Here is a 22600-nt window from a genome sequence, read left to right as displayed (position 1 = left end):
GGGAATGACAATGACACTTCACATGAAACTCAAATCGTCCATCGCCGCCGTGCTGATGCTCGGCGCGACCGGTTTTGCTTTCACGACGCAGGCCGTCAATGCCGACGCGATCGACGACATAGCCAAGGCCGGCGCCATCAATGTCGGCATCTTTTCCGACTTCCCGCCCTTCTCCTCGGCCAGCGCCGACATGAGCATCAAGGGCTACGACATCGACGTGGCGCAATCCATCGCCGACCAGCTCAAGGTCAAGCTCAATCTGGTCAGCGTGACCGGCCAGAACCGCATCCCGTACCTTACCGACAAGCGCGTCGACCTGCTGATGAGCGTCGGCTATTCCAAGGAGCGTGAGCAGGTGATCGATTTCGCCGCCGCCTACGCGCCCTATTACATCGCCGTCATCGGCCCGGCAGCTCTTGCGGTCAAAGGCAAGGAAGACCTCGCCGACAAGTCGATCGCCGTCAATCGCGGCACGCTGGAGGATACCTCGCTGACCGAGGCGGCACCGGCCTCGGCCGACATCCGCCGTTTCGACAACTACAATTCCGTCATCCAGGCCTTCATTTCGGGTCAGACCCAACTGATGGTGGTCGGCAACGATGTCGGCGCCCAGGTGCTCGCCCGGCAGGAGGAACTGAAGCCGGAGCAGAAATTCCAGCTTCTCACCTCGCCCTCGCATATCGGCCTCAACAAGAAGGAAGACCGCCTCAAACAAGCGGTCAACGATGCGGTTGCCAAGATGCTGGCCGACGGCAGACTGGACGAAAGCTCGAAAGCCTGGCTGAAGACGCCGCTCGATCCCGCCAATCTCAAGGATTGATGGCCGGTGAGCTATAGCCTCGACTTCGGCTGGCTTGCCGGGGCGACAGGGGCGATCGCGCGCGGCGCGGCCACGACGATCCTGTTGATCGCTGTCACCACGCTGGCGGGAACGTTGCTCAGCATCCTCGGCGCCGCAGGGCGGCGGAACGGTCCGCTCCTGCTCAAGCGGGCGATCGGCGTCTATGTCGAGGTGATCCGCAACACGCCGTTCCTGGTGCAGCTATTCTTCATCTTCTTCGGGCTGCCCAGCATCGGCGTCAAGCTCGATCCGGTGCTGGCAGCCATGCTGGCGATGACGCTCAACATGGCCGCCTATACGATCGAGATCGTTGGCGCCGGGCTCGACGCGGTGCCGCCCGGGCAGACGGAAGCGGCACTGGCGCTTGGGCTCAGGCCGCGCCAGGTCTTCATCAAGATCGTGCTGCCGCAGGCGCTCAAGGTAATCTATCCGGCGCTGACCAGCCAGATCGTCATCATGATGCTGGAATCCGCCGTGGTATCGCAGATCGCCGTTCGCGAGCTGACCTATGAAGCCGACATGCTGCAGGCGCGCACGTTCCGGGCTTTCGAGACCTATTTCATCGTGACGATGGTCTATCTCATCCTGTCGATTGGGCTGCGCCGGCTGCTGGTCGGCGGCGGGCGCCGGCTTCTCGGAGCCGGCGTGTCATGATCGAATTCACCTTCTGGGACATTCTGCGCAACCTGCTGCTGGCGGCGCGCTGGACGGTGCTCTTGTCGCTGGCCGCCTTTGTCGGCGGGGCCGTGGTCGGCATGATCGTGCTGTTCTTCCGGATCGCCAAGAATAAATGGGCGCGCCGGTTTGCCTCCGGCTATATCGCGCTTTTCCAGGGCACGCCGCTGCTGATGCAGCTCTTCCTGATGTTCTTCGGCTTGCCGATGCTGGGCCTGCGCATCGAGCCGTGGACCGCGGCGGTGCTTGGCCTGACCTTCTTTGCCAGCGCCTATCTCGCCGAGATCTGGCGCGGCGGCGTCGATGCACTGCCGCGCGGCCAGTGGGACGCCGGCGCCAGCCTCGGCCTGCACTATCTGCAGGAACTCCGGCTGATCATCTTGCCTCAGGCGTTTTCGATCACCCGCGCACCGACCGTCGGCTTTCTGGTGCAGCTGATCAAGTCGACCGCGCTGACGTCGATCATCGGTTTCGAGGAGCTGGTGAGGACATCCAACGCGATCAACAATGCGACCTTCGAACCGTTCAAAGTCTATGGGCTGGTAGCGCTGATCTTCTTCGTCATGTGCTTTCCGCTGACGCAATACGCACGTTCGCTCGAGCAGCGGGCGGCGGCCCGCTGAGCGGGCGACCAGCAATTCAACGCCCGAATACCAGCGGCGGCGCGATCCTGTCACGCCGCAGCCAGCGCCCTAGCAAGAGCGCCGCAACCACCGCCAGTCCCGACGACAGGCCGATCCAGATGCCGACGCCGTTGAAGCCGAAACGGAAGGCCAGCAGCACGCCGAGCGGCAGCCCGACGCCCCAATATCCGATCGCGGCATAGATCATCGGCACCTTGGTGTCGTGCAGGCCGCGCAGCATGCCGCTGGCGACCGCCTGCGCACCGTCAAAAACCTGGAACAGCGCGGCAAAGGCGAGGAACGACACGGCAAGCGCCACCACCTCGGCATTAGCCGGATTGCCCAGATCGATGAAGGCGCCGATCAAGAGATGCGGCCACAGGATCATCACTAGCCCCATCAGCGCCATGAAGGAGACACCGACGACATAGGCGGTCCAGCCAGCCCGGCAGACACCTTCCGGATTGCCGGCGCCGTGGGCAAGTCCGACGCGCACCGTCACCGCCTGGTTGAGGCCGAGCGGCACCATGAAGGTGATCGAGGCGATCTGGATGGCGATCGCATGGGCGGCAAGCGAAGCCGCATCGATCAGGCCCATGAGAAAGGCCGCCGCGTTGAAGATCGTCACCTCGAACGCCAGCAGGCCGGCGATCGGCAGGCCGAGCCGCAGCAGGCCCTTGAAGCGCGGCCAATCGGCGCGCCAGAAGCGTCCGAACAGACGATAGCGCCGGAATTTCTTCTCAAGCATCACCACCGCCGCCATGCCGGCGAACATCAACGTGCTGGACAGAGTGGTGGCGAGGCCGGAGCCGGTGATGCCCATCGATTGGATGCCGAGATTGCCGAACATGAACAGCCAGTTGAAGAAGGCGTTGCAGGCGACGGCAACGAAGACGATGATCAGCGCCCAGCCCGGCCGCTCCAGCGCCGAAATGAACGAGCGCAGGACGATGTAGCCGAAAAAGGGCAGCACCGCCCATTCGAGCCAGCGCAGATAGATGCCGGCCTGGTGCGCCAGCGCCGGTTCCTGACCCATGGCCAGCAACACGCTCTCGCCGTGCCAGAGAAGGGCCCATATCGGAATGCAAATGAGGATCGCCAGCCACAGACCCTGGCGCACGGTGCGGCGCAGGTCGCGCACCGAGTGCCGGCGACGGCCGAGCTCGGTCGCCATCATCGGCGAGGTCGCCAGCATCAGGCCGAGCCCGAAGATGAGCGGCATGAAGTAGAGATTGGCACCAAGCGCACCGCTGGCCAGCGTGTCCGGCCCCAGCCGCCCCATCATCATGACGTCGGTAGCGGTCATCGCGGTCTGGCCGAGATTGGTCAGCACCATCGGCCAGGCGAGCGCCAGCATCGCCCTGATTTCCCGACGCCAAAGGTTTTCCGGCGCGCGAGCGTCGGCTTCGATCGCAGACATTCTAGTTTTCCGCCTATCCGATTGCGGCACGTCGGCAAGAGCCGGAAGCCGCGTCTCAGCGCGGAAAATGGCCAAGATCGGCCGGATTCCGCATTACGACGGGTTTGTCTATCAAATGGGCACCGGTGGCAAGAGGCTGACTTGCGGAAGGGTTAAGCCAGTCGGTTCAATGCAGGCTATTGGAGAGGCTATGGAAGCCGCTATGGTCGCGGCAGAATCCATTTGAAAGGCAGCCTGATGAGCGCGTTTCCCGAAATCTATCTGGTTCGGCATGGCGAGACGGAATGGAGTGCGTCCGGAAAACATACCGGCCGAACCGACATACCGCTGACGCCGGCCGGCGAGGAAGCGGCAAGGCGGATCGCTGAGCGGCTCAAGGGCCTGTCCTTCTCGGCGGTGTGGTCGAGCCCGTCGCAGCGCGCCTTCAACACCTGTGCGCTGGCCGGCTTCGGCTCGTCAGGCGTGAAGAAGGACGATCTGGCGGAGTGGGATTATGGTGCCTATGAGGGATTGACCACCAAGCAAATCCTCGCCGAGCGCCCCGGCTGGCGTCTCTTTCGCGACGGCTGCCCGAGCGGCGAGTCCGCCACGGATGTCGGCTCGAGGGCGGACCGGATCGTCAGCCAGTTGCGCGAGGTCGGCAGCAATGTCCTGGTCTTCTCAAGCTCGCATTTCCTTAGGGTGCTGGCCGCACGCTGGCTCGGCCTGCCGCCGCAAGCCGGCGCGTTTTTCGTGCTGGATACCGCCAGCATAAGCGTGCTCGGTTATGAGCACGACCTTGACGAGCCGGTCATCCGGCGCTGGAACCAGAGATAGCAACCGATCCCGATTTATCGGATCGCGTCCAGCGCCTGCCTTTGCCTGTGCATTTCGAGAAACACGCGGTAGTCGCGATCGAACCGGCCGGCGGCAGCCGGATTGGGCTCTCGCGTCCTGCCGCCCTGTTGCATGGCGACGCAGGCAGCGTTCAAATCGGGAAAAAGCCTGGCCGCGGTGGCGGCAATCATGCCGGTGCCGAGCAGCACCGCCTCGTCCGCCAGCGGCTCGACCACCGTGCAGCCGGTTGCATCGGCATAGAGCTCCATCAACAGCGGGTTCTTGGTGTGGCCGCCGGTGACGTGCAGCGTGTCGATCAGATAGCCGTTCTCGTTCAGCGCTTCCAGCACATGACGGACGCCAAGCGCGATGCTGACGGCGGTGCGCCAGTAGAGCTTGCACAGACTGTCGAAGGAGGCATCCAGCGTCAGCCCGCTGATGACGCCGACGGCATGCGGGTCGGCGAGCGGCGAGCGGTTGCCGTGAAAATCGGGCAGTACGTGCAGCCTTGCGGCGAGGTTTTCGCCCTCGGCGGCACGCAACTCGGCGACGCGGTGGGCAATCCTGGCATGCATGGCGGCATCCGGCTCGCCGCCGGCGCCATGCCAGCGGATGATGTGGTCGAGCAGCGCGCCGGTGGCCGACTGGCCACCTTCCGACAGCCACAGGCCGGGAAGGGCTGCGCCATAATATGGGCCCCAGACACCGGCGAAAGGCTGCGGATCGGGCGACATCGCCATGACGCAACTCGACGTACCGGCAATCAGGGCCAGATGGCGGCCGATGTTCGTCGCGTCACCGGCGAAACCGCCGAGCACGCCAAGCGCGCCGGCATAGGCATCGATGACGCCGGCGCCGACCCGGCATTTTTCGGTGAGGCCAAGCTCCGTCGCGGCTTGCGCGCCGAGCGGGCCGATATCGGCACCGACCGGGCTTGCCTTTTCCGGCAGGTTGCCGTGCTCAAAGATATCGCCGAGCCCGACGGCTTCGAAGAAGTCGCGCCGCCAGCCGGTCGCTTCATGGGCTAGATAGGTCCATTTGGCGGTCAGCGTGCATTGTGAACGGGAGAGCGAGCCGCTTGCCTTCCAGGTGAGGAAGTCGGTGAGGTCGAATAGATAGCCGGCTTCGTTCCATGTTCCGGGCAGGTTGCGCTTCAGCCACATCAGCTTCGGCGTCTCCATTTCCGGCGACATGACGCCGCCGATATAGTCGAGCACAGCGTGGCCGCTTTCAGTGCATTCGTCGGCCTCGGCAATTGCGCGATGGTCGAGCCAGACAATGGTGTCCCAGCGCCTTTCACCAGTGACGGACACGCTGAGCTGGCCGCCATGCCGGTCTCGCACCACCAGCGAGCAGGTGGCATCAAAGGAGATGCCGACGATATCCTCGGCCCGCACGCCCGCCTTTTCGCGGGCAGCGCGGACGGCCATGCACACCGCCGACCATATATCCTGCGAATCGTGCTCGGCATGGTCGGCCTTCGGCTGTTGCATGGCGATCGGGTGCTCGGCGCGGCCGAGCAAGGCGCCACCGGTGTCGAGAATGCCGGCACGAGCGCTTCCGGTGCCGACATCGACCGCGCAAACGAAACTGTTGGTCAAGGTGTTCTTGCTCTCGCTCCCAGGCCTGCAATCAGATCGGGCAATTGCAGCATGTCAGCGAATATAAAGTCCGGCTCACTCGACGCAAGCCGCGCTTTCAATGCCGGGTTGCCGGTGTGCGAGCCGCCGGTGAAGGCAAGGACGCGCATGCCGGCCGCCCGCGCCGCTTCGATGCCGGCCGGGCTGTCCTCGACGACGAGGCAGTTTCGCGGGGCCGCTCTCATTTTATCTGCTGCATGGAGAAAGAGATCGGGCGCCGGTTTGCCCCGCGCCACCATGGCGGCGCTGAACAAATGCGGCTCCAGCAGCCCAAGCAACCCGGTGACGTCGAGCGCATAGCGGATGCGTTCCAGGGTGCCGGAGGAGGCGACGCAGCACGGTACGCCGAGCCTCGGCAGGACCTGTGCGATACCTGGCATCGGTTTCAGCTCCTCGCGGAATCTGCGCATCAGTTCGGAGCGCATCTCGGTCAGATGCTGGTCGGTGAGATCGAGCCCGAAGTCGCTTGCGAGGATTTCGCGGACGCTCTTCATGCTCTTGCCGAGGAAGTGCTCGTAGGCAATGTCCTCGCTGACGTTGCCGCCGGCAAGCGCGATCATCTCCAGCAATGCCGAGACGGACAGCATCTCACTGTCCACCAGCACGCCGTCACAGTCGAAAATGACCAGTTCAGGCGTCATCGCGCTGGATCGGCTTCAGAGGTCGCCGGCGAGATAGCGCGTCAGTGTCGCGCGCGCGCCGTCCGCCCACAGCAGTCTCAGCGCTTGGCCGAAGGCTTCAGCGAACGGCGGCGAGCGGCCGACATCGCCATAGATGTCCTCCATGGCAAGCCAGGCGGCAGGCATGTCCCTGGCCGCCTTGGCCGTCGCCTGCAACCGGCCCCAGTTCGGGTCGTTGGGCTCGGTGACGGCACCGGAATCCGTCGTGCCGAAGCAGTAGCGACACCAGAGCGCCGATTCCAGTGCAAGGCCGGTGACACTTTTGCCAGCCTTCAGCCGGTCGGCGATGGTCGGAATGATGAATTTCGGCTGGCGGTTGGAGCCGTCGAGGCAAAGCCGGCGTATGGTGTCGCCGATCTTCGGATTGGAGAAGCGGTGCTCGATGAGCTGGTAGTAATCTTCGAGGTCGGTGTCCGGAACCGGCGGCACGGTCGGGATGATTTCGTCATGCTCGAGCTTGTCGAGGAAGCCGCGTACCAGCGGCTCCTGCATCGCCTCATCGACGAAATGGATGTCCATCAGCCCGGCCGGATAGGCGATGGTCGCATGGCCGCCATTGAGGATGCGGATCTTCATCAGCTCATAGGGCGCGACGTCGCTGACGAACTGCACGCCGACCTTTTCCAGCGGCGGGCGGCCGTCGGTGAAACGGTCCTCCAGCACCCATTGCTTGAACGGTTCGCAAAACACCGGCCAATTGTCGTCGAGGCCGAACTCGCTGGAGAGAATGCCGCGCTCGCGGTCGGTGGTGGCCGGCGTGATGCGGTCGACCATGCCATTGGGAAAGGCAACGTTCTCGCTCACCCAGTTTGCCAAACCTTCGTCGATCAGCCGCGCAAGGCCGATGACGCCATCTGAGGTGACGTGGCCGTTATGGGGGATGTTGTCGCAGGACATGATTGTGAAGGGCACGATACCGTCGGCGCGGCGGCGCAGCAGCCCGGCGAGGACGAGGCCGAAGACGGTCTTCGGCGTCGCCCCCGGCTCAGCGTCGGCAACGATGTCGGGATGTGTCGGATTGAAGACGCCGGATGCCGGATCGATGAAATAGCCGCCCTCGGTAATGGTCAGGGAGACGATCTTGATCGCCGGATCGGCAAGCCGCTCGACGATTGCGGCCGCATCGCCCGGCACCAGGAAGTCGATCATGACGCCGGTGACGCGCGCGCTCATATGGCCGCTGTCCTGCTCGACCACGGTGGTCAGCCAGTCCTGCTCCTGCAACTTGCCGCGGCCGACCTTCTCGCCCTCGAAGACGCCGGCGCCAACAATGGCCCAGTCGTGGCCGACACCCGAATTGAACAGGTCGTCGAGATAGACGGCCTGGTGCGAGCGATGGAAATTGCCGACGCCGAAATGCACGATGCCGGCCTTGAGCGCGGCGCGATCATATTTCGGGCCGGCGACCTTGGGCGGCAGCTTGGCGAGGATGGAAGAAGAGAGTTTCACGGTCATCTGCTTTTACCCTTTAGCGGGACGGCTCTTCCCCCCGTGGAGGAGACGGGGGGAAGAGCGCCTTCGCCCACTCAACTCATCCACTGGCCGCCATCGACATTGTAGGTCTGGGCGACGATGTACTCGGCCTCATCGCTGGCCAGGAACACCGCCATGCCGGTGAGGTCTTGCGCCGTGCCCATGCGGCCATAAGGCACGGCTTCGCCGACCAGCCTCTTCTTCTCGCCCCTCGGCCGGTTCTCGAACTTGGCGAACAAGGCATCGACATGGTCCCAATGCTCGCCGTCGACGACACCCGGGGCGATGGCATTGACGTTGATGCGGTGTTTGATCAGGTCGAGCCCTGCCGACTGGGTGAGCGAGATGACCGCCGCCTTGGTGGCGCAGTAGACGGTGACCAGCGCCTCGCCGCGGCGCCCGGCCTGGCTTGCCATGTTGATGATCTTGCCGCCCTTGCCCCGGGCAATCATCGAACGGGCGGCGGCCTGCAACGTAAACAGCGTGCCGGCGACGTTGACCGAAAACAATTTGTCGTAGCTTGTCTTGGTGATCTCGACGATCGGCGCCAGGTCGAACAAAGCAGCGTTGTTGATCAAGATATCCAGGCCGCCGGCCCTGGCTTCGACTGCCTTGACGGCCTCATCGATAGACGCGAGATCGGTGACGTCGAGCTTTACCGCGTAGGCGTTGCGGCCGATTTCCGAAGCCGTCTTCTCGGCGGCTTCGAGATTGATGTCGCCAATCGCGACCGTCGCCCCTTCGCGCATGTAGGCTTCGGCAAACGCCCTGCCGATGCCGCGCGCCGATCCGGTAATCAGCGCCGATTTACCCCGGAGCCTCATTGCAGCATCGCCTTCCCGTCGGCGCCGAAACGATGCAGCTTGGCCTTTTCCGGCGTCAGGTAGATCGTGTCGCCGTGATGGGCGGCCAACTCGCCGTCGGCACGCACCGTCAGCTGCCCGACACCATCCGCCTGGACGTGCAAAAACGTGTCGGAGCCGAGATGCTCGGCAACCCCGACCGTCGCCTTCCAGTCGCCTGACGTCTTCGAAATGTTCATATGCTCCGGGCGGATGCCGACCGTCTTGGCGCCATATTTGGCGGCCGGCGCGCCTTCGATCAGGTTCATCTTCGGCGAACCTATGAAGCCGGCGACGAACAGGTTCTTCGGCGTCTTATAGAGCTCCATCGGCGAGCCGACCTGCTCGATATTGCCGGCATTGAGCACGACGATCTTGTCGGCCATGGTCATCGCCTCGATCTGGTCGTGGGTGACGTAGACCATGGTTGTCTTGAGCTGGTGATGCAGCTCGCTGATCTCCAGCCGCATGGTGCCGCGCAGCGCCGCGTCGAGATTGGACAAAGGCTCGTCGAACAGGAAGGCCGACGGCTGGCGCACGATGGCGCGGCCGATGGCGACGCGCTGCCGTTGGCCGCCGGAGAGCTGGCCGGGGCGGCGGTCGAGGTAGTTGGTGAGGTTCAGGATCCGCGCGGCGTCCTTCACCTTCTTGTCGATGGTCGCCTGGTCCTCGCCCGCCATCTTCAGCGGGAAGGCGATGTTCTTGGCCACCGTCATGTGCGGGTAGAGCGCATAGGACTGGAACACCATAGCCAGCTTGCGCTTGGCCGGCGCCTCGCCGGTGACGTCGCGACCATCGATGATGATGGTGCCGCCGCTGGTATCCTCGAGACCGGCGATCAGACGCAACAGGGTGGATTTGCCGCAGCCCGACGGGCCGACGAAGACGACGAACTCTCCGTCCTCGATGACGAGATCGAGGCCGGGGATGATGGACGTCGCCCCGAAGGATTTGGAGACGTTCTTGAGCGTGATGTTTCCCATGGTTTCCTCCCCCGAAGGGCTATCTTTTCGTTTTGCGTCAGGCGATGCCCGCTACTTTACCGCACCGAATGTCAGGCCTCGGACCAGCTGCTTCTGGCTGAACCAGCCCATGATCAGTATCGGTGCGATCGCCAGCGTCGAGGCGGCCGAAAGCTTGGCCCAGAACAGCCCCTGCGGGCTGGAGAAGGAGCTGATGAAAGCGGTGAGCGGCGCGGCCTCGGTGGTGGTCAGCCGGATCGTCCAGAACGCCTCGTTCCAGGCGAGAATGATGTTGAGCAGCATGGTCGAGGCGATGCCGGGGACCGCCATCGGCGTCAGCACATAGATGATCTCGTTCCAGAGCGATGCGCCGTCCATGCGCGCCGCTTCCAGGATCTCGCCCGGGATCTCGCGAAAATAGGTGTAAAGCATCCAGACCACGATCGGCAGGTTGATCAGCATCAGCATGACCATCAGGCCGATGCGGCTGTCGAGCAGACCGGTATCGCGGAAGATCAGATAGATCGGAAACAGCACGGCGACGGCCGGCATCATCTTGGTGGAAAGCATCCACATCAGGATGTCCTTGGTGCGTTTGCCCGGCGAAAACGCCATCGACCATGCCGCCGGTATGGCGACGAGCAGAGCCAGGATGGTCGAGCCGACCGACAGGAACACCGAGTTCAGGAAGAATTTGAAATAGCCGTTCTGCGCCTGGACCTCGGAATAGCTCTCCGTGGTTCCCGACGGGAACAGGTTGAAGCCCTGGATAGCCTCCTGCTCCGACTTGAACGAAGTGATGATCGTATAGAGGATCGGGAAGAAGATCAGCAGCGCGACGATCCAGGCGGCCGCGGTAGCAATCGTCTTGTGCTGGGTGGTGACTGCACGTGCCATGGTCAGGTCCTCCCTATCGGCGATGTTGGCGGCAGGGTCGACCCCCACTCCGGTTTGCTGCGCAACCCACCTCTCCCCCGATCGAGGGGGTGGAGGAAGGGCGCGGTTTCGATGCAGGCCTTTCCTCTACCCCGGGCAGGGGGAGAGGTGTCCCGCGCAGCGGGACGGAGTGGGGGTGGTTCAGCGCACGTGCCATCTTATCCTCCCTTATTTATCCAGGTTCTTGCCGACAGCGCGCATGGCGAAGAAGGCAACGATGTTGGCGAGAATGACGGCAATGATACCGCCGGCGGACGCCTGGCCGATTTTGAACTCCAGCAATGCCTTCTGATAGACGAGGAAGGGCAGGTTGGTGGAGGCGTAACCCGGGCCGCCATTGGTGGTGACGAGGATCTCGGCATAGACCGACAGCAGGAAGATCGTCTGGATCAGGATGACGACGGTTATGGCGCGCGACATATGAGGCAGCGTCAAATAGATGAAGCGGCTGATGAAGCCGGCGCCGTCCATTTCGGCGGCTTCCTTCTGCTCGCCGTCGAGCGACTGAAGCGCGGTCAACAGGATCAGCGTAGCAAACGGCAGCCATTGCCAGGCAACGATGATGATGATCGCCAGGAGCGGATGCTGCCCGAACCAATCGATCGGCTGCCCGCCGAAGAAGCGCGCAATATCGGCGAAAACCCCGTACTGCGGATGCATGATCATGTTCTTCCAGACCAGTGCTGCCACCGGTGGCATGACGAAGAACGGCGAGATGACAAGGATGCGGACGATGCCCTGTCCCCACATCGGCTGATCGAGCAGAAGGGCGAGCAGAATACCGCCGATCACCGTGATCAAAAGCACGCTGACGACGATGGTGAGCGTGTTGAGGATCGACTGCAGGAATGCCGGGTTGGAATAGAACAGCGCGTAGTTCGAAAACCCGACGAAGCCGTCGCGCATCGGATTGAGCGGGTTGTATTGCTGGAAGGAAAACCACAGCGTGAATGCCAGCGGCACAATCATCCAGACCAGCAGCAGCACCACGGATGGCGCCATCATGAAACGGGCAAGCGAACGGGTCTGCTGAGTAGCCATGACGGTCACCCTTCGAGGTCGGCCAAGTTTTTCAGCGGTGTGAAAGCTGGCCGCCCGAACTGGGATTCGGGCGGCCGTTGCCGGTCGCCATTGGCAACCGGCACCCGGAGGAGCTTACTTGATGTAACCGCCCTCGGTCATCGTCGCGGTGGCGGCGTCCTGCGCCTGCTTCAAGGCATCGTCGACGCTCGACTGGCCGGCAAGTGCCGCCGAGAAGAGCTGGCCGACGGTGGTGCCGAGACCCTGGAACTCAGGAATGGCGACGAACTGGACGCCGACATAAGGCACCGGCTTGACGGTCGGGTGCGTCGGATCGGCGGAGTTGATCGAGTCCAGCGTCATCTTGGCGAAAGGTGCTGCCTTCTGGTATTCGGGATTGGCATAGAGCGACGAGCGCGTTCCCGGCGGAACGTTGGCCCAGCCTTCCTTCGAGGCGACGAGCTCGGCATAGTGCTTGCTGGTTGCCCAGGCTACGAACTTTTGAGCGGCGTCGGCCTTCTGCGTGCCGGCGGGGATGGCTAGCGACCATGCCCACAGCCAATTGCCGCGCTTGCCGAGGCCATTGTCCGGCGCCAGCGCATAGCCGACCTTGTCGGCGACGGTGGAGTTCTTCGGGTCGGAAACGAAGGAGGCAGCGACGGTAGCGTCGATCCACATGCCGCATTTGCCCTGCTGGAACAGCGCCAGGTTTTCGTTGAAGCCGTTGGACGACGCGCCCTCGGGGCCGTCGGCCTTCATCAGGTCGACATAGAACTGCAGCGTGTTCTTCCATTCGGGCTGGTCGAATTGCGGCTTCCAGTTCTCGTCGAACCAGCGCGCGCCGAACGAGTTCGACATGGCGGTCAGGAAGGCCATGTTCTCGCCCCAGCCGGCCTTGCCGCGCAGGCAGACGCCGTTCACGCCGTTGGCGCGGTCGGTCATCTTGTCGGCGGCCTGCTTGATGAAGTCCCAGGTCGGTGCATCGGGCATCTTGAGCCCGGCCTTTTCCATCAGGTCCTTGCGGTACATGACGAAGGAGCTTTCGCCGTAGAACGGGGCTGCGTAGAGCTTGCCGTCGACCGACAGGCCGCCGGCTATGGCCGGGATGATGTCCTTGACGTCGTAATCGTCGCCGAGTTTGTCGAGCGGCAAAAGCCAGTTCTGCTTGGCCCAGATCGGCACTTCATAGGTGCCGATAGTCATCACGTCGTACTGGCCACCCTTGGTGGCGATGTCGGTGGTGACGCGCTCGCGCAGAACGTTTTCCTCGAGCGTGACCCACTGCAGCTGGACGTCGGGATTCTTGGCGGTGAAGTCGTCGGTCAGCTTCTGCATGCGGACCATATCGCCATTGTTGACCGTGGCGATGGTGATGGATTCGGCATGCGCGGCGAAAGCGAGCGCGCTGGCCGAGAACAGGCCTAGGGTGAACGTGCGAAGTTTCATCAAAATTCCTCCCATAAACCAAGATGAGCATTTGCCTTGGCTGTGAGCAATTACTCACTTGCGATGAATTATGTCAAGACGGATTCGTTGCTGCAGCGCAGCACGCCGGGTCTTGTGCAGCGGCAAGCCTGGGACGTTTGCGGCATGTCTGACGAAGGATTCGGCCGGGCTGATTGGGCCCGGCGCTTTGCTATCGGGCTTGCTGGGATTCAGCCTACTGGCAAGCGATTTCACTCAGGATCCAATCGCGGAAGGCGCGGATCTTCGGCACGTTGCGTCGTGCCGTCGGATAGACCAGCCAATAGGCGTGGCCGTCGTCACCGACCAGATCAAAGGGCTGGATCAGGCGGCCGTCGGCAAGTTCGGTCTTGAACAGCGCCTTGGTAACGATCGCCACGCCGTGGCCGGCAATCGCGGCATTGGCCTCGTAGGCCTGCGCGCCCATGCTGGTGCCGGGACGCCTGGCCAGATCCTCGACCGGCAGGCCGGCGGCGGCAAACCAGTCCCGCCACCAGATGTCACCCGGGTCGAGGATCGGCAGCCGCAGCAGGTCGGCCGGCTCCTTGACTCCGCCGATGCTTGCCGCGAGCTTTGGACTAAGGACCGGCGTGAAATCGGCCCTGAAAAGCATATGGGTCTCGACGCCCGGCCAGTTGCCACCGCCGGAGCGGATGGCGATGTCGATATCCTCTCTGGCAAAGTCGACAACCCTGTTCGAAGTATCGACGCGCACCGCCAGCGACGGATGCGCGACCTGGAACGAACCGAGATGCTGCGCCAGCCAATTGGAGGCAAATGTCAGCAGCGTCGAAACGCAAAGCAAGCCGTCGGCGCCGGTGCGCGCGGCGGCATAGGCGCCGCTCAACAGCGCGAACGCCTCGCTGACCGCGGGCGCCAGGCGCTGGCCGGGTTCGGTCAGCACGATCTGTTTTGGCTGGCGCAAGAACAGGGGCGCGCCGATGCGCTCCTCCAGAAGCTTGATCTGATAGCTTGCCGCCGCCTGCGTCATGCCAAGCTCCTGGGCGGCCTTGGTGAACGAGAGATGCCGCGCCACCGCCTCGAACACCCGGATCGCCTGAAGCGGAGGAAGCTGCGAAACCAGCTGTCGTGAATTGAGCTCCGGCATAAGCCCTCCTTATGGGCAGTGATCGACGTTTGATTGGCGGCACCGGCCGGTCCTACCGATATTCCGTATTGAAGATCAATTACGCCTAGGGATAGCGAAGGCTGACGATCATGACCACAATACAGGAAAAGCTGCTTCTTGCTCCAGCCCATGGCTGGTTTTCACGGTTGGCGCGGGGATTGGCAAGGCACGCGGCGCGGAAACGGGCCTATCTCGACGTCCGGGAGCTGCCGCCGCATCTGCAGCGCGACATGGGCTTTCTCGACGGCAACGATCCTTGCGGCCGGCACCAGTAGTGACGCTCGTTTTATCGGGGATTCAGATGCGTTTCGATTTCACATGATCGTTTCCGACCGCCAGCGGCTCGGAGATCATGCGCCCGCCAGCAAGGCGGCGGCGGTCCGCTCATCGGTGATGAGGCCGTTGACCAACCGCCGGTTGACGGCGGCGAAGATGCCCGGCAGCTTGCGGTCGCCCATGGCAAGCGCGATCACCAGCGACTTTTCGCGCGACGGCAGCGGCGCCGACGACACCCGATCATTGGTGATGCCCTCGATCATGCGGCCGTCACGATCGAATACCCAGCCGACGATCTCGGCGACGCCGCCGGCCTTCTGCAGCGCCTTTAATTCGCCCTCCGAAATGAAGCCGTCTTCGTAAAGCGGCGCTTTCGGGCCGAGATCGCCGATGCCGACAAAGGTGACGTCGGCCTCGGCCGCAAGCGCCAGCGTCGGCTGGATCATCGGCTGGCTGAGCAGCATCTCGCGCTCCTCGGGCGAGGAAGCGATGACCGGCAAAGGCATCGGAAACGAACGCGCCTTGACCCTGTCGGCCATGGTGAAGATGACGTTGTAGAAGGCCGCCGAGCCGTCCGGCGAGATGTTGCCGGTCAGCGACACCACTTTGTGCTGCGGGCATTCCATCGGCGGCAGTTGCTCGATCGCGGCCTTCAGCGTGCGGCCGGTGCCGATCGCCATGACGATCGGCACCGGCGACCGCAGCCGCCGTTCGATCTCGGCCGCCGCCGCCTCGGCGACGCCGATGACGGTGGAGGAAGAAGAAGGGTCGCTCGGCACCACCTCGACCAGATCGAGCGCAAAGCGCGATTTCAGCCGTGCCGCAAGGTCGAGGCAATTGGCGATCGGATGGTCGACGCGCACCTTGATCAGCCCTTCGGAGACTGCGAGCGACACCAGCCGCTGCGCCGTCTGCCGCGAGATGCCAAGCGTGGCGGCGATCTGGTCCTGGGTGTTGCCTGCGACATAATAGAGCCAGCCGGCACGCGCCGCGTCGTCCAGCCTGTTGCCGCCGCTGTCCTGCCGCGAATTCAAGTTCCTGCCTCCCAACCCCGCCGAGCATAAGAGGCGGAGCGCAGTAGTTTCGCAGGGAATGAACTTGCGCGCAATTGCCTATTGTAAGAGCAATTGCTTAGTGATGAAACTTGGGTGTTTGGAGCGAAGTGACAGGTCGACCCAGTCTCGTTGCAACAGCAAGGCTGTCGAGGTCGCACCAATCACGGTTCTAAAGCGCGTTGCGTTCGATCGACCTCATGCGACGCGTTTTAGGTTCCTTTTTATGCATGTCGTCATCGCAAAACCGCTGCACACTTTGCGCGACATGCATTAGCGGGGACGCGGCGGTTTATCTCGCGCGCTAAACGCTTTAAGGAATTTTTTGAGAATGGAGCCTTGCATGACGCCGAAAGCGGTTTTCTGGGATATGGACGGCACGCTGGTCGACAGCGAGCCGCTGCACGAGGCGGCGCTGATTGCGGCGCTGCACAGCGTCGGCATCGCGCCGCCGGCCGACCTGCATGAGCGCGTGCTCGGCATCGCCGCATGGCCGGTCTACGAAATGCTGCGCGACGAGTTCGGCCTCGACCTGCCTTTCGACGACTGGATCGTGCGCAAGTACGATCACTATCTGCCGATGGCCGAAACGCTGACGCCACGCACCGGCGCGATCGAGATTTTCAATGAGCTGCTCGCGCTTGGCGTGCCGCAAGCGGTGGTGTCCAACTCCGACAGGCTGATCGTCGATGCCAATCTGCGCGCCGTAGGCCTCGTATATCCCGGCATGAAGACGGTCAGCCGCAACGACGTGCGTGAAGGCAAGCCGCATGCCGAACCTTTCCTGCGCGCCGCCTGGTTGGCCGACGTCGATCCCGCCGAGGCCGTGGCGGTCGACGACAGCGTGACCGGCGCCACGGCGGGGCTGGCAGCTGGAATGAAGACGATTTTCTGGCCAGAGGTGCCCATGGAGGGGCCGCCGGGGGCGATTGTCATCAACAGCGCCGGCGAATTGCGGGCCGAACTCGGGCTTTAAGCCAGGCCCGGCGGGACCGCGCTCAACTCCGGTAGGCAGGCTCCTGCTCGTCGAGGATCGCCTTCAGTTCGGAAAGGTGGCGCTCGGCCTGGCCGGGATAGTCTTCCTGTTCCCTTGCCGCTTTCTCCGCGATCTCATCCGACAGTACCCGCAGCGGCCGGCCGGTCCACAGCGCCTTGATATAGGTTTCGGCGGCGCGCTCGAAATAGAACATGCGGTTGAAGGTGTCGGCGACGCTGTCGCCGATGACCAGCACGCCATGGTTGCCCATCACCATCACCTTGACCTTCGGGTCGACAAGAAGCTGCGAGCAGCGCTCGCCCTCTTCCTCGAAGGCCAGCCCGCCATAATGAGCGTCGACGACATGGCGGTTGAAGAAGATCGCCGAGTTCTGGTCGATCGGCGGCAACGTCGAGTCAGCGAGCGAGGCAAGCACGGTGGCGTGGATCGAGTGGACATGCATGACGCAGCGTGCATGACGCACGTTGCGATGGATGGCACCATGCAGGCCCCACGCCGTCGGGTCGGGCGCATTCGGGCCGACCAGCGTGTCGGGATCATTGGCGTCGATCAGAAGCAGATCGCTCGCCTTGATACGCGAGAAATGCACCTGGTTAGGGTTCATCAGGAATTGCGAGCCATCGTCGTTGACCGCCAGCGAAAAATGATTGGCCACCGCCTCATGCATGTTAAGCCGCGCCGTCCAGCGGAAGGCGCAAGCCAGATCGACGCGCTCCTCATAGAACGGCAGGTTGGTCAGCACTTCCTTCTGCAGGCGCGTGATGCTCATCGTAACCTCCGTGAAAGAAGCAAGGATGCCGCGCGGCTGGAACACGCGCAACCGGTTTCGTTTGGTACAGGCGAGCGCCGTTATGCCGCCGTGCTGGTGGCCGCGCCGACCCGAAGCCCGCCATGCTCGACGATGAAATCGATCACCTCCTGCAGGCCCTTGCCGCGCGACAGGTCGGTGAAGCCAAACGGCCGTTTGCCGCGCATGCGGGCAGCGTCGCGTTCCATGATGTCGAGATTGACGTTCACATAGGGCGCAAGGTCGCTCTTGTTGATGACCAGGAAATCGGACCGGGTGATCGCCGGTCCGCCCTTGCGCGGAATCTCCTCGCCCTGGCAAACCGAGATGACATAGAGCGTCAGGTCGGCAAGGTCCGGCGAGAAGGTGGCGGCGAGGTTGTCGCCGCCCGATTCGATGAAGACGATGTCGAGATCCGGGAATTTTTTGGTCATCTCGGCGATCGCCTGCAGATTGATCGAGGCGTCCTCGCGAATGGCGGTGTGCGGGCAGCCGCCGGTCTCGACGCCGATGATGCGATCCTCGGGCAGCGCCTGAAGCCGGGCCAGCATCATGGCATCTTCCTTGGTGTAGATGTCGTTGGTGACGACGGCGATCGAGAACTCGTCACGCAGCGCCTTGCAGAGCTTTTCGGTGAGCGTCGTCTTGCCGGAGCCGACCGGGCCGCCGATGCCGATGCGAAGAGGACCGTTGGCTTGTGTCATCTAGGGAACTCCGTGATGGCAAGAATGGCGAAGCCGAGCCCGATCAACAGACAGAGCGGCGAATAGTAGCTGACATCAAGCCGCGCGAAAGGCTGTTCGGGCGCCAGCCGGCGCCACCACGGCGTGAAGCCGGCAATGCCGCGCGCCAGGAAGACCAGCGCGATGAGCAGCGCCGTGGCGGCCAGCCCGGCCTTGGGAAAGGGCGTGGCGAACACGCCTTCGAGCGCCATCGGCCACAGCGTCGCCAGGCCGAGGCAGGCGGCAACGGCGAAGCTGGCGAAGGGTGCCGGCATCTCGTCGACGCCGCGAAAGCCGATGACCGCGCGAGCGCAGGAGGCGGCGTCCCTGCCCGGCCAGATGCCGCCAATGCCCCAATAGACATGCAGTGCTGTGATCAACAGCAGGACCAGCGAGAGCGCGAAAGCGAGGACGATCATGAGCGGAACAGCCGCGAATACTGGGCTTCGTGCTTCATCGCCGTGACGTCGGAGATGAAAGCGCAGCCGCCGAGATCATCGAGGGTCGAGCCGGCAGCGCGGTCGGCCGTGGCCAGGGCAAGCGGTTCGAAGGCGGCCAGTAGCGTCATCGCGGCACTCTGGCCAACGATGCCGAGCCGGATCGCGGCCTGGACGAGATTGGAGAAGAAGGCCTGCAGAAAGGCCGCCAGGGCGTCCCGCAGCGCAATGCCGTGATCGCCGGCAACGGCGCCGACGGCAACGCAATAGGCACATTCGGCCGGCAGGCGATCCAGCACCTGGCACGGCCAGGCGAAGGCCGCCTTCAGGAAAGCAGCGCCCTGCAGCATGGTCTCGGCATGGCGCTCGCGCGAGCCTGCCAGAGCTTCGGCAAGGGCGACGATTTCATCGAGATCGCCGGTTTCGCGCCCCCTGCGCCAGCTTTCGGCAAACAGCACCGCATCATTCCAGCCCGAACCCATCTCGACCAGCGTTTCCAGCCACGCGGCGAGCTCTTTGCTGTCGGCAACCAGCCCGGCATGCACGGCTTGCTCGAGACCATGGCTGTAGGAAAAGCCGCCGACCGGGAAGGAAGGCGACAGCCACGCCATCAGCCGCAACAAAGCAATATTGGAAGGCTGGGCAACGTTGGAAGGCTGGTCAGTCATGGTCATGGTCATGCGAATGGCTGTGGGAATGCGATTCGCTATGGGTATGGGAATGCGCTTCGGCGTGGCTGTGCGCATGCGCCTCGGCATGAGCGTGGCCGTGGCCGCCATGCCCGGAATAGGCGCCGCGCACCGGCTTGAACGGCTCGGAGACGTCGCTAACGGTGGCGCCCAATCCCTCCAGCATCGCCTTGATGACATGGTCGCGCAGAATGAGGATGCGCCCAGCTTCGATGGCGGCTGCGAGATGGCGGTTGCCGATGTGCCAGGCAAGCTCTGCCAGATGGACAGGGTCGCTGGCCCGGACGTCGTAGAGCGCCTCCTCGGCCGCGATGATCTCGATGTGGCGGCCATCCTCCAGCACCAGCCGGTCACTATGGTTCAAGGTCACCGGTTCGGGCAGGTCGACCAGCACCTTGTCGCTACGGGCCGTTTCGATGGCGCGACGGCGCAGATGCCGCTCGTCATGGGCAAGCACCGCACTGTCGTATGGCGTGGTGGTTCCGGCTTCGCCCGCGGCCAGGACGGAGACGGCGCGCGGGAATTTGGTGAAGTCGGTGCGAATATCGAGCTTCATGTAAAAACTGCCTCTCCCAAAAAGCCTAGCCTATCGCGTCCGCCGCCCCAATGGGGCTCAGACGATCGTGTCGAAGAGCCGCAGGATGAACGATATCTGATAGACGAGCGCGCCGGCGACAAAGGCGATGTGAAAGCGGCGGTCGCGCAGCAGGATCGCAATGACGCAAAGCGCGACGAAAACCGGCGTGCGGATCAGATATTCGACGCCAAAATGGGCGAAATGCTCCGGCCCTTTCAGCAGCGTATCGATCACGTCGAGCAGATAGGTCGCCGCCAGCAGGCCGAAGAACCAGGCCCGGCGCGAATAAAAGAAATCCTCATAGCTGGTGTAGTCCAGCATCGAATCCGGAAACAGCAGTGCGCAGAGCAGGAACAGCGTGACGGCGTAGAAGATGATGAACAGGTATTTGCCGAAGGTCCAATTCTCGATCTGGAACAGGCCGAACTCCCACCACCAGAAATGCACCAGCATTAAAAGCACCGACGCAACCCAGGCGAGGTGCACGGGATAGAGCCGGTATTGGCCGGGATGCTGGACGATGCGGGCGACCCCCGACAGCAGGCGGGTGACGCCGAGGCCGATCACCATGCCCAGGACGATGCGGATATGCGGGAAAATGTCGTGGGCGTAGGGGAGTTGCGGGTCCATAAGCCTGGCGCGGCATGTTCTACATCGGTCGTTCTAACGCCTATGGTTCAGAACAGGAAGTAGCGTTGCGCCATCGGCAGCACGGTAGCCGGCTCGCAGGTCAGGAGTTCGCCGTCGGCGCGGACCTCATAGGTTTCGGGGTCGACCTCGACATGCGGCGTGGCGTCATTGAGCACCATCGAATGCTTGCCGATGCCGCCGCGGGTGTTTTCGACCGCGACCATCTGCTTGTCGACGCCGAGCCTGCCGCGCAGGCCTGCGTCGAGCGCGGCCTTCGAAACGAAGGTCACCGACGAATTGGTCATCGCCTTGCCGTAGGCCCCGAACATCGGCCGGTAATGCATCGGCTGCGGCGTCGGGATCGAGGCGTTGGGATCGCCCATCGGGGCGGCGGCGATCATGCCGCCGATCAGCACCATGTCCGGCTTGACGCCGAAAAAGGCCGGATTCCACAGCACGAGGTCGGCGCGTTTTCCCACCGCCACCGAGCCGATGTCCTTCGACAGGCCATGCGCGATGGCCGGATTGATGGTGTATTTGGCGATGTAGCGGCGGACGCGGAAATTGTCGTTGTCGCCGGTCTCCTGCGGCAGCGAACCGCGCTGGCGCTTCATCTTGTCGGCGGTCTGCCAGCAGCGGATCGCCACTTCGCCGACACGGCCCATGGCCTGGCTGTCCGACGAGATGATCGAGAAGGCGCCGATGTCGTGCAGAATGTCTTCGGCGGCGATGGTTTCCTTGCGGATGCGGCTTTCGGCAAAGGCGATATCTTCGGGGATCGACGGCGACAGATGGTGACAGACCATCAGCATGTCGAGGTGTTCGGCCAGCGTGTTGATCGTGTAGGGGCGTGTCGGGTTGGTCGAGGACGGAATGACGTTAGGCAGGCCGCAGACCTTGATGATATCAGGCGCGTGGCCGCCGCCGGCGCCTTCGGTGTGGAAGGCATGGATGGTGCGGCCCTTGATCGCCGCGACCGTGTTTTCGACGAAGCCGGACTCGTTCAGCGTGTCGGTGTGGATCATCACCTGCACGTCGTAATCGTCGGCGACCGACAGGCAGCAGTCGATTGCAGCCGGCGTCGTGCCCCAGTCCTCGTGCAGCTTCAGCGAGCAGGCGCCGGCGAGCACCATCTCCTCGAGCGCGGCAGGCAGCGACGCGTTGCCCTTGCCCGACAGGCCGATATTCATCGGGAAGGCGTCGAAAGACTGGATCATGCGCGCCAGATGCCACGGCCCAGGCGTGCAGGTGGTGGCCAGCGTGCCGTGCGCCGGGCCGGTGCCGCCGCCGAGCATGGTGGTGATGCCCGACATCAGCGCTTCCTCGATCTGCTGCGGGCAGATGAAATGGATATGCGCGTCGAAGCCGCCGGCGGTCAGGATCTTCCCCTCGCCGGCGATGATCTCGGTGCCGGGACCGATGATGATGGTGACGCCGCCTTGGGTATCCGGATTGCCGGCCTTGCCGATCGCGGCGATACGGCCGTCCCTGAGGCCGATATCTGCCTTGACGATACCGGCGGTGGCATCGACGACCAACGCATTGGTGATGACGGTGTCGACCGCGCCTTGCGCGCGCGACACCTGGCTCTGGCCCATGCCGTCGCGGATGACCTTGCCGCCGCCGAACTTCACCTCCTCGCCGTGAAGAGTGAGATCCCTTTCGACCTCGATGAACAGCTCGGTGTCGGCGAGCCGGACCTTGTCGCCGACGGTCGGGCCGTACATCTGCGCGTAGGCGGCGCGGGTGATTTTAGCCATCAGCAATTGCTCCCGAAATACAGCCCGGAAATACCGCTTGTCGAAGCCGGGCCCCACATTGCCGCCATCCTATGGTCACGCAATGACCCGCTGAGCGACACTTTCCGATCCCATTTAGCGTTTGAGGTGGCCGGGCCACCCCAAAACGACCA

At 63.4% G+C, this 22600-nt stretch carries 24 protein-coding genes; 6 read left to right on the top strand and 18 right to left on the bottom strand.

Translation table 11 applies throughout. From position 1 onward, the window contains the following. Window positions 1-10 precede the first annotated feature (10 nt). The 3 genes from NKI29_RS03740 to NKI29_RS03730 are packed head-to-tail and all read left to right on the top strand — an operon-like array spanning window position 11 to window position 2139. Entirely contained in the window at window positions 11-820 is an 810-nt protein-coding gene (locus tag NKI29_RS03740; RefSeq protein WP_352568544.1) for a transporter substrate-binding domain-containing protein, read from the top strand. A gap of 6 nt (window positions 821-826) precedes the next feature. Then, window positions 827-1495, top strand: coding sequence for an amino acid ABC transporter permease (locus tag NKI29_RS03735; RefSeq protein WP_352568545.1), 669 nt, complete (start codon window positions 827-829; stop codon window positions 1493-1495). Continuing rightward, window positions 1492-2139, top strand: a complete 648-nt coding sequence (locus NKI29_RS03730) for an amino acid ABC transporter permease (protein ID WP_023722520.1) — start codon at window positions 1492-1494, stop codon at window positions 2137-2139. Before NKI29_RS03735 ends, NKI29_RS03730 begins: the two co-directional genes overlap by 4 nt. A 16-nt stretch (window positions 2140-2155) precedes the next feature. On the opposite strand, the gene NKI29_RS03725 is transcribed toward NKI29_RS03730, so the two are convergent. Next, a complete protein-coding gene (locus NKI29_RS03725; RefSeq protein WP_352795581.1) occupies window positions 2156-3559 on the bottom strand; it encodes an MATE family efflux transporter in 1404 nt (467 codons plus the stop codon). A 234-nt stretch (window positions 3560-3793) separates the two neighbouring features. Here NKI29_RS03725 and NKI29_RS03720 point away from each other — a divergent pair, with 234 nt between their 5' ends. Next, on the top strand, window positions 3794-4375 hold the full coding sequence (locus tag NKI29_RS03720) for a histidine phosphatase family protein (protein ID WP_352456011.1): 582 nt from the start codon (window positions 3794-3796) through the stop codon (window positions 4373-4375). A gap of 14 nt (window positions 4376-4389) precedes the next feature. Here NKI29_RS03720 and NKI29_RS03715 read toward each other — a convergent pair whose 3' ends face one another. The 9 genes from NKI29_RS03715 to gcvA all read right to left on the bottom strand — a co-directional run bounded on the left by NKI29_RS03715 (window position 4390) and on the right by gcvA (window position 14500). Beyond that, window positions 4390-5976: an FGGY-family carbohydrate kinase gene (locus tag NKI29_RS03715; protein ID WP_352568547.1), complete on the bottom strand. Its 1587-nt coding sequence runs from the start codon at window positions 5974-5976 to the stop codon at window positions 4390-4392. After that, complete coding sequence (locus tag NKI29_RS03710) at window positions 5973-6656, bottom strand: HAD family hydrolase (protein ID WP_352455927.1); 684 nt, start codon at window positions 6654-6656, stop codon at window positions 5973-5975. Before NKI29_RS03710 ends, NKI29_RS03715 begins: the two co-directional genes overlap by 4 nt. 15 nt (window positions 6657-6671) lie before the next feature. Then, window positions 6672-8150: a mannitol dehydrogenase family protein gene (locus NKI29_RS03705; protein ID WP_352795580.1), complete on the bottom strand. Its 1479-nt coding sequence runs from the start codon at window positions 8148-8150 to the stop codon at window positions 6672-6674. A gap of 71 nt (window positions 8151-8221) precedes the next feature. Beyond that, entirely contained in the window at window positions 8222-8992 is a 771-nt protein-coding gene (locus NKI29_RS03700) for an L-iditol 2-dehydrogenase (RefSeq protein WP_023676990.1), read from the bottom strand. Beyond that, window positions 8989-9993 (bottom strand): ABC transporter ATP-binding protein, encoded by a 1005-nt coding sequence (locus NKI29_RS03695; protein WP_023676991.1) that lies wholly within the window; start codon window positions 9991-9993, stop codon window positions 8989-8991. The genes NKI29_RS03700 and NKI29_RS03695 overlap by 4 nt, the downstream gene beginning before the upstream one ends. 51 nt (window positions 9994-10044) lie before the next feature. Next, window positions 10045-10869, bottom strand: a complete 825-nt coding sequence (locus NKI29_RS03690; protein WP_023676992.1) for a carbohydrate ABC transporter permease — start codon at window positions 10867-10869, stop codon at window positions 10045-10047. A 207-nt stretch (window positions 10870-11076) separates the two neighbouring features. After that, window positions 11077-11949, bottom strand: coding sequence for a carbohydrate ABC transporter permease (locus NKI29_RS03685; protein ID WP_031195183.1), 873 nt, complete (start codon window positions 11947-11949; stop codon window positions 11077-11079). 114 nt (window positions 11950-12063) lie between these two features. Next, window positions 12064-13374 (bottom strand): ABC transporter substrate-binding protein, encoded by a 1311-nt coding sequence (locus tag NKI29_RS03680; RefSeq protein ID WP_352568548.1) that lies wholly within the window; start codon window positions 13372-13374, stop codon window positions 12064-12066. Window positions 13375-13588: 214 nt separating this feature from the next. Continuing rightward, on the bottom strand, window positions 13589-14500 hold the full coding sequence (gene gcvA / locus NKI29_RS03675) for a transcriptional regulator GcvA (RefSeq protein ID WP_352568549.1): 912 nt from the start codon (window positions 14498-14500) through the stop codon (window positions 13589-13591). A 110-nt stretch (window positions 14501-14610) separates the two neighbouring features. Between gcvA and NKI29_RS03670 the strand changes: the two genes are divergently transcribed. Continuing rightward, window positions 14611-14796, top strand: a complete 186-nt coding sequence (locus NKI29_RS03670; protein ID WP_254815832.1) for a hypothetical protein — start codon at window positions 14611-14613, stop codon at window positions 14794-14796. A 75-nt stretch (window positions 14797-14871) separates the two neighbouring features. Here the strand turns inward: NKI29_RS03670 and NKI29_RS03665 are convergent, their stop codons facing one another. Next, on the bottom strand, window positions 14872-15831 hold the full coding sequence (locus NKI29_RS03665) for a sugar-binding transcriptional regulator (protein WP_023676997.1): 960 nt from the start codon (window positions 15829-15831) through the stop codon (window positions 14872-14874). 361 nt (window positions 15832-16192) lie between these two features. On the opposite strand from NKI29_RS03665, the gene NKI29_RS03660 reads away from it, so the two are divergent. After that, on the top strand, window positions 16193-16825 hold the full coding sequence (locus NKI29_RS03660; protein ID WP_023676998.1) for an HAD family hydrolase: 633 nt from the start codon (window positions 16193-16195) through the stop codon (window positions 16823-16825). A 22-nt stretch (window positions 16826-16847) separates the two neighbouring features. On the opposite strand, the gene NKI29_RS03655 is transcribed toward NKI29_RS03660, so the two are convergent. The 7 genes from NKI29_RS03655 to ureC form a co-directional block, all read right to left on the bottom strand. Continuing rightward, the gene (locus tag NKI29_RS03655; RefSeq protein WP_023676999.1) at window positions 16848-17615 is read right to left on the bottom strand and encodes a class II aldolase and adducin N-terminal domain-containing protein; all 768 of its coding nucleotides are present in this window, start codon (window positions 17613-17615) and stop codon (window positions 16848-16850) included. Between the two features lie 80 nt (window positions 17616-17695). Further along, window positions 17696-18337, bottom strand: coding sequence for an urease accessory protein UreG (gene ureG / locus NKI29_RS03650; protein ID WP_023677000.1), 642 nt, complete (start codon window positions 18335-18337; stop codon window positions 17696-17698). Then, complete coding sequence (locus NKI29_RS03645; RefSeq protein WP_023677001.1) at window positions 18334-18774, bottom strand: DUF3995 domain-containing protein; 441 nt, start codon at window positions 18772-18774, stop codon at window positions 18334-18336. Before NKI29_RS03645 ends, ureG begins: the two co-directional genes overlap by 4 nt. Beyond that, window positions 18771-19472: an urease accessory protein UreF gene (locus NKI29_RS03640; protein WP_031211833.1), complete on the bottom strand. Its 702-nt coding sequence runs from the start codon at window positions 19470-19472 to the stop codon at window positions 18771-18773. Before NKI29_RS03640 ends, NKI29_RS03645 begins: the two co-directional genes overlap by 4 nt. Further along, window positions 19453-20037, bottom strand: coding sequence for an urease accessory protein UreE (locus tag NKI29_RS03635; protein ID WP_023677003.1), 585 nt, complete (start codon window positions 20035-20037; stop codon window positions 19453-19455). The genes NKI29_RS03640 and NKI29_RS03635 overlap by 20 nt, the downstream gene beginning before the upstream one ends. A gap of 57 nt (window positions 20038-20094) precedes the next feature. Then, window positions 20095-20688, bottom strand: coding sequence for a hypothetical protein (locus tag NKI29_RS03630; protein WP_023677004.1), 594 nt, complete (start codon window positions 20686-20688; stop codon window positions 20095-20097). 47 nt (window positions 20689-20735) lie between these two features. Beyond that, complete coding sequence (gene ureC / locus NKI29_RS03625) at window positions 20736-22448, bottom strand: urease subunit alpha (protein WP_031211834.1); 1713 nt, start codon at window positions 22446-22448, stop codon at window positions 20736-20738. Between the last annotated feature and the right edge of the window lie 152 nt (window positions 22449-22600).

It is taken from the genome of Mesorhizobium sp. M0678 (genome assembly GCF_040320505.1).
GTDB lineage: Bacteria > Pseudomonadota > Alphaproteobacteria > Rhizobiales > Rhizobiaceae > Mesorhizobium.
The sequence above is the reverse complement of the archived record's forward strand: the minus strand, read 5'-3'. Positions and strand labels throughout refer to the sequence as shown.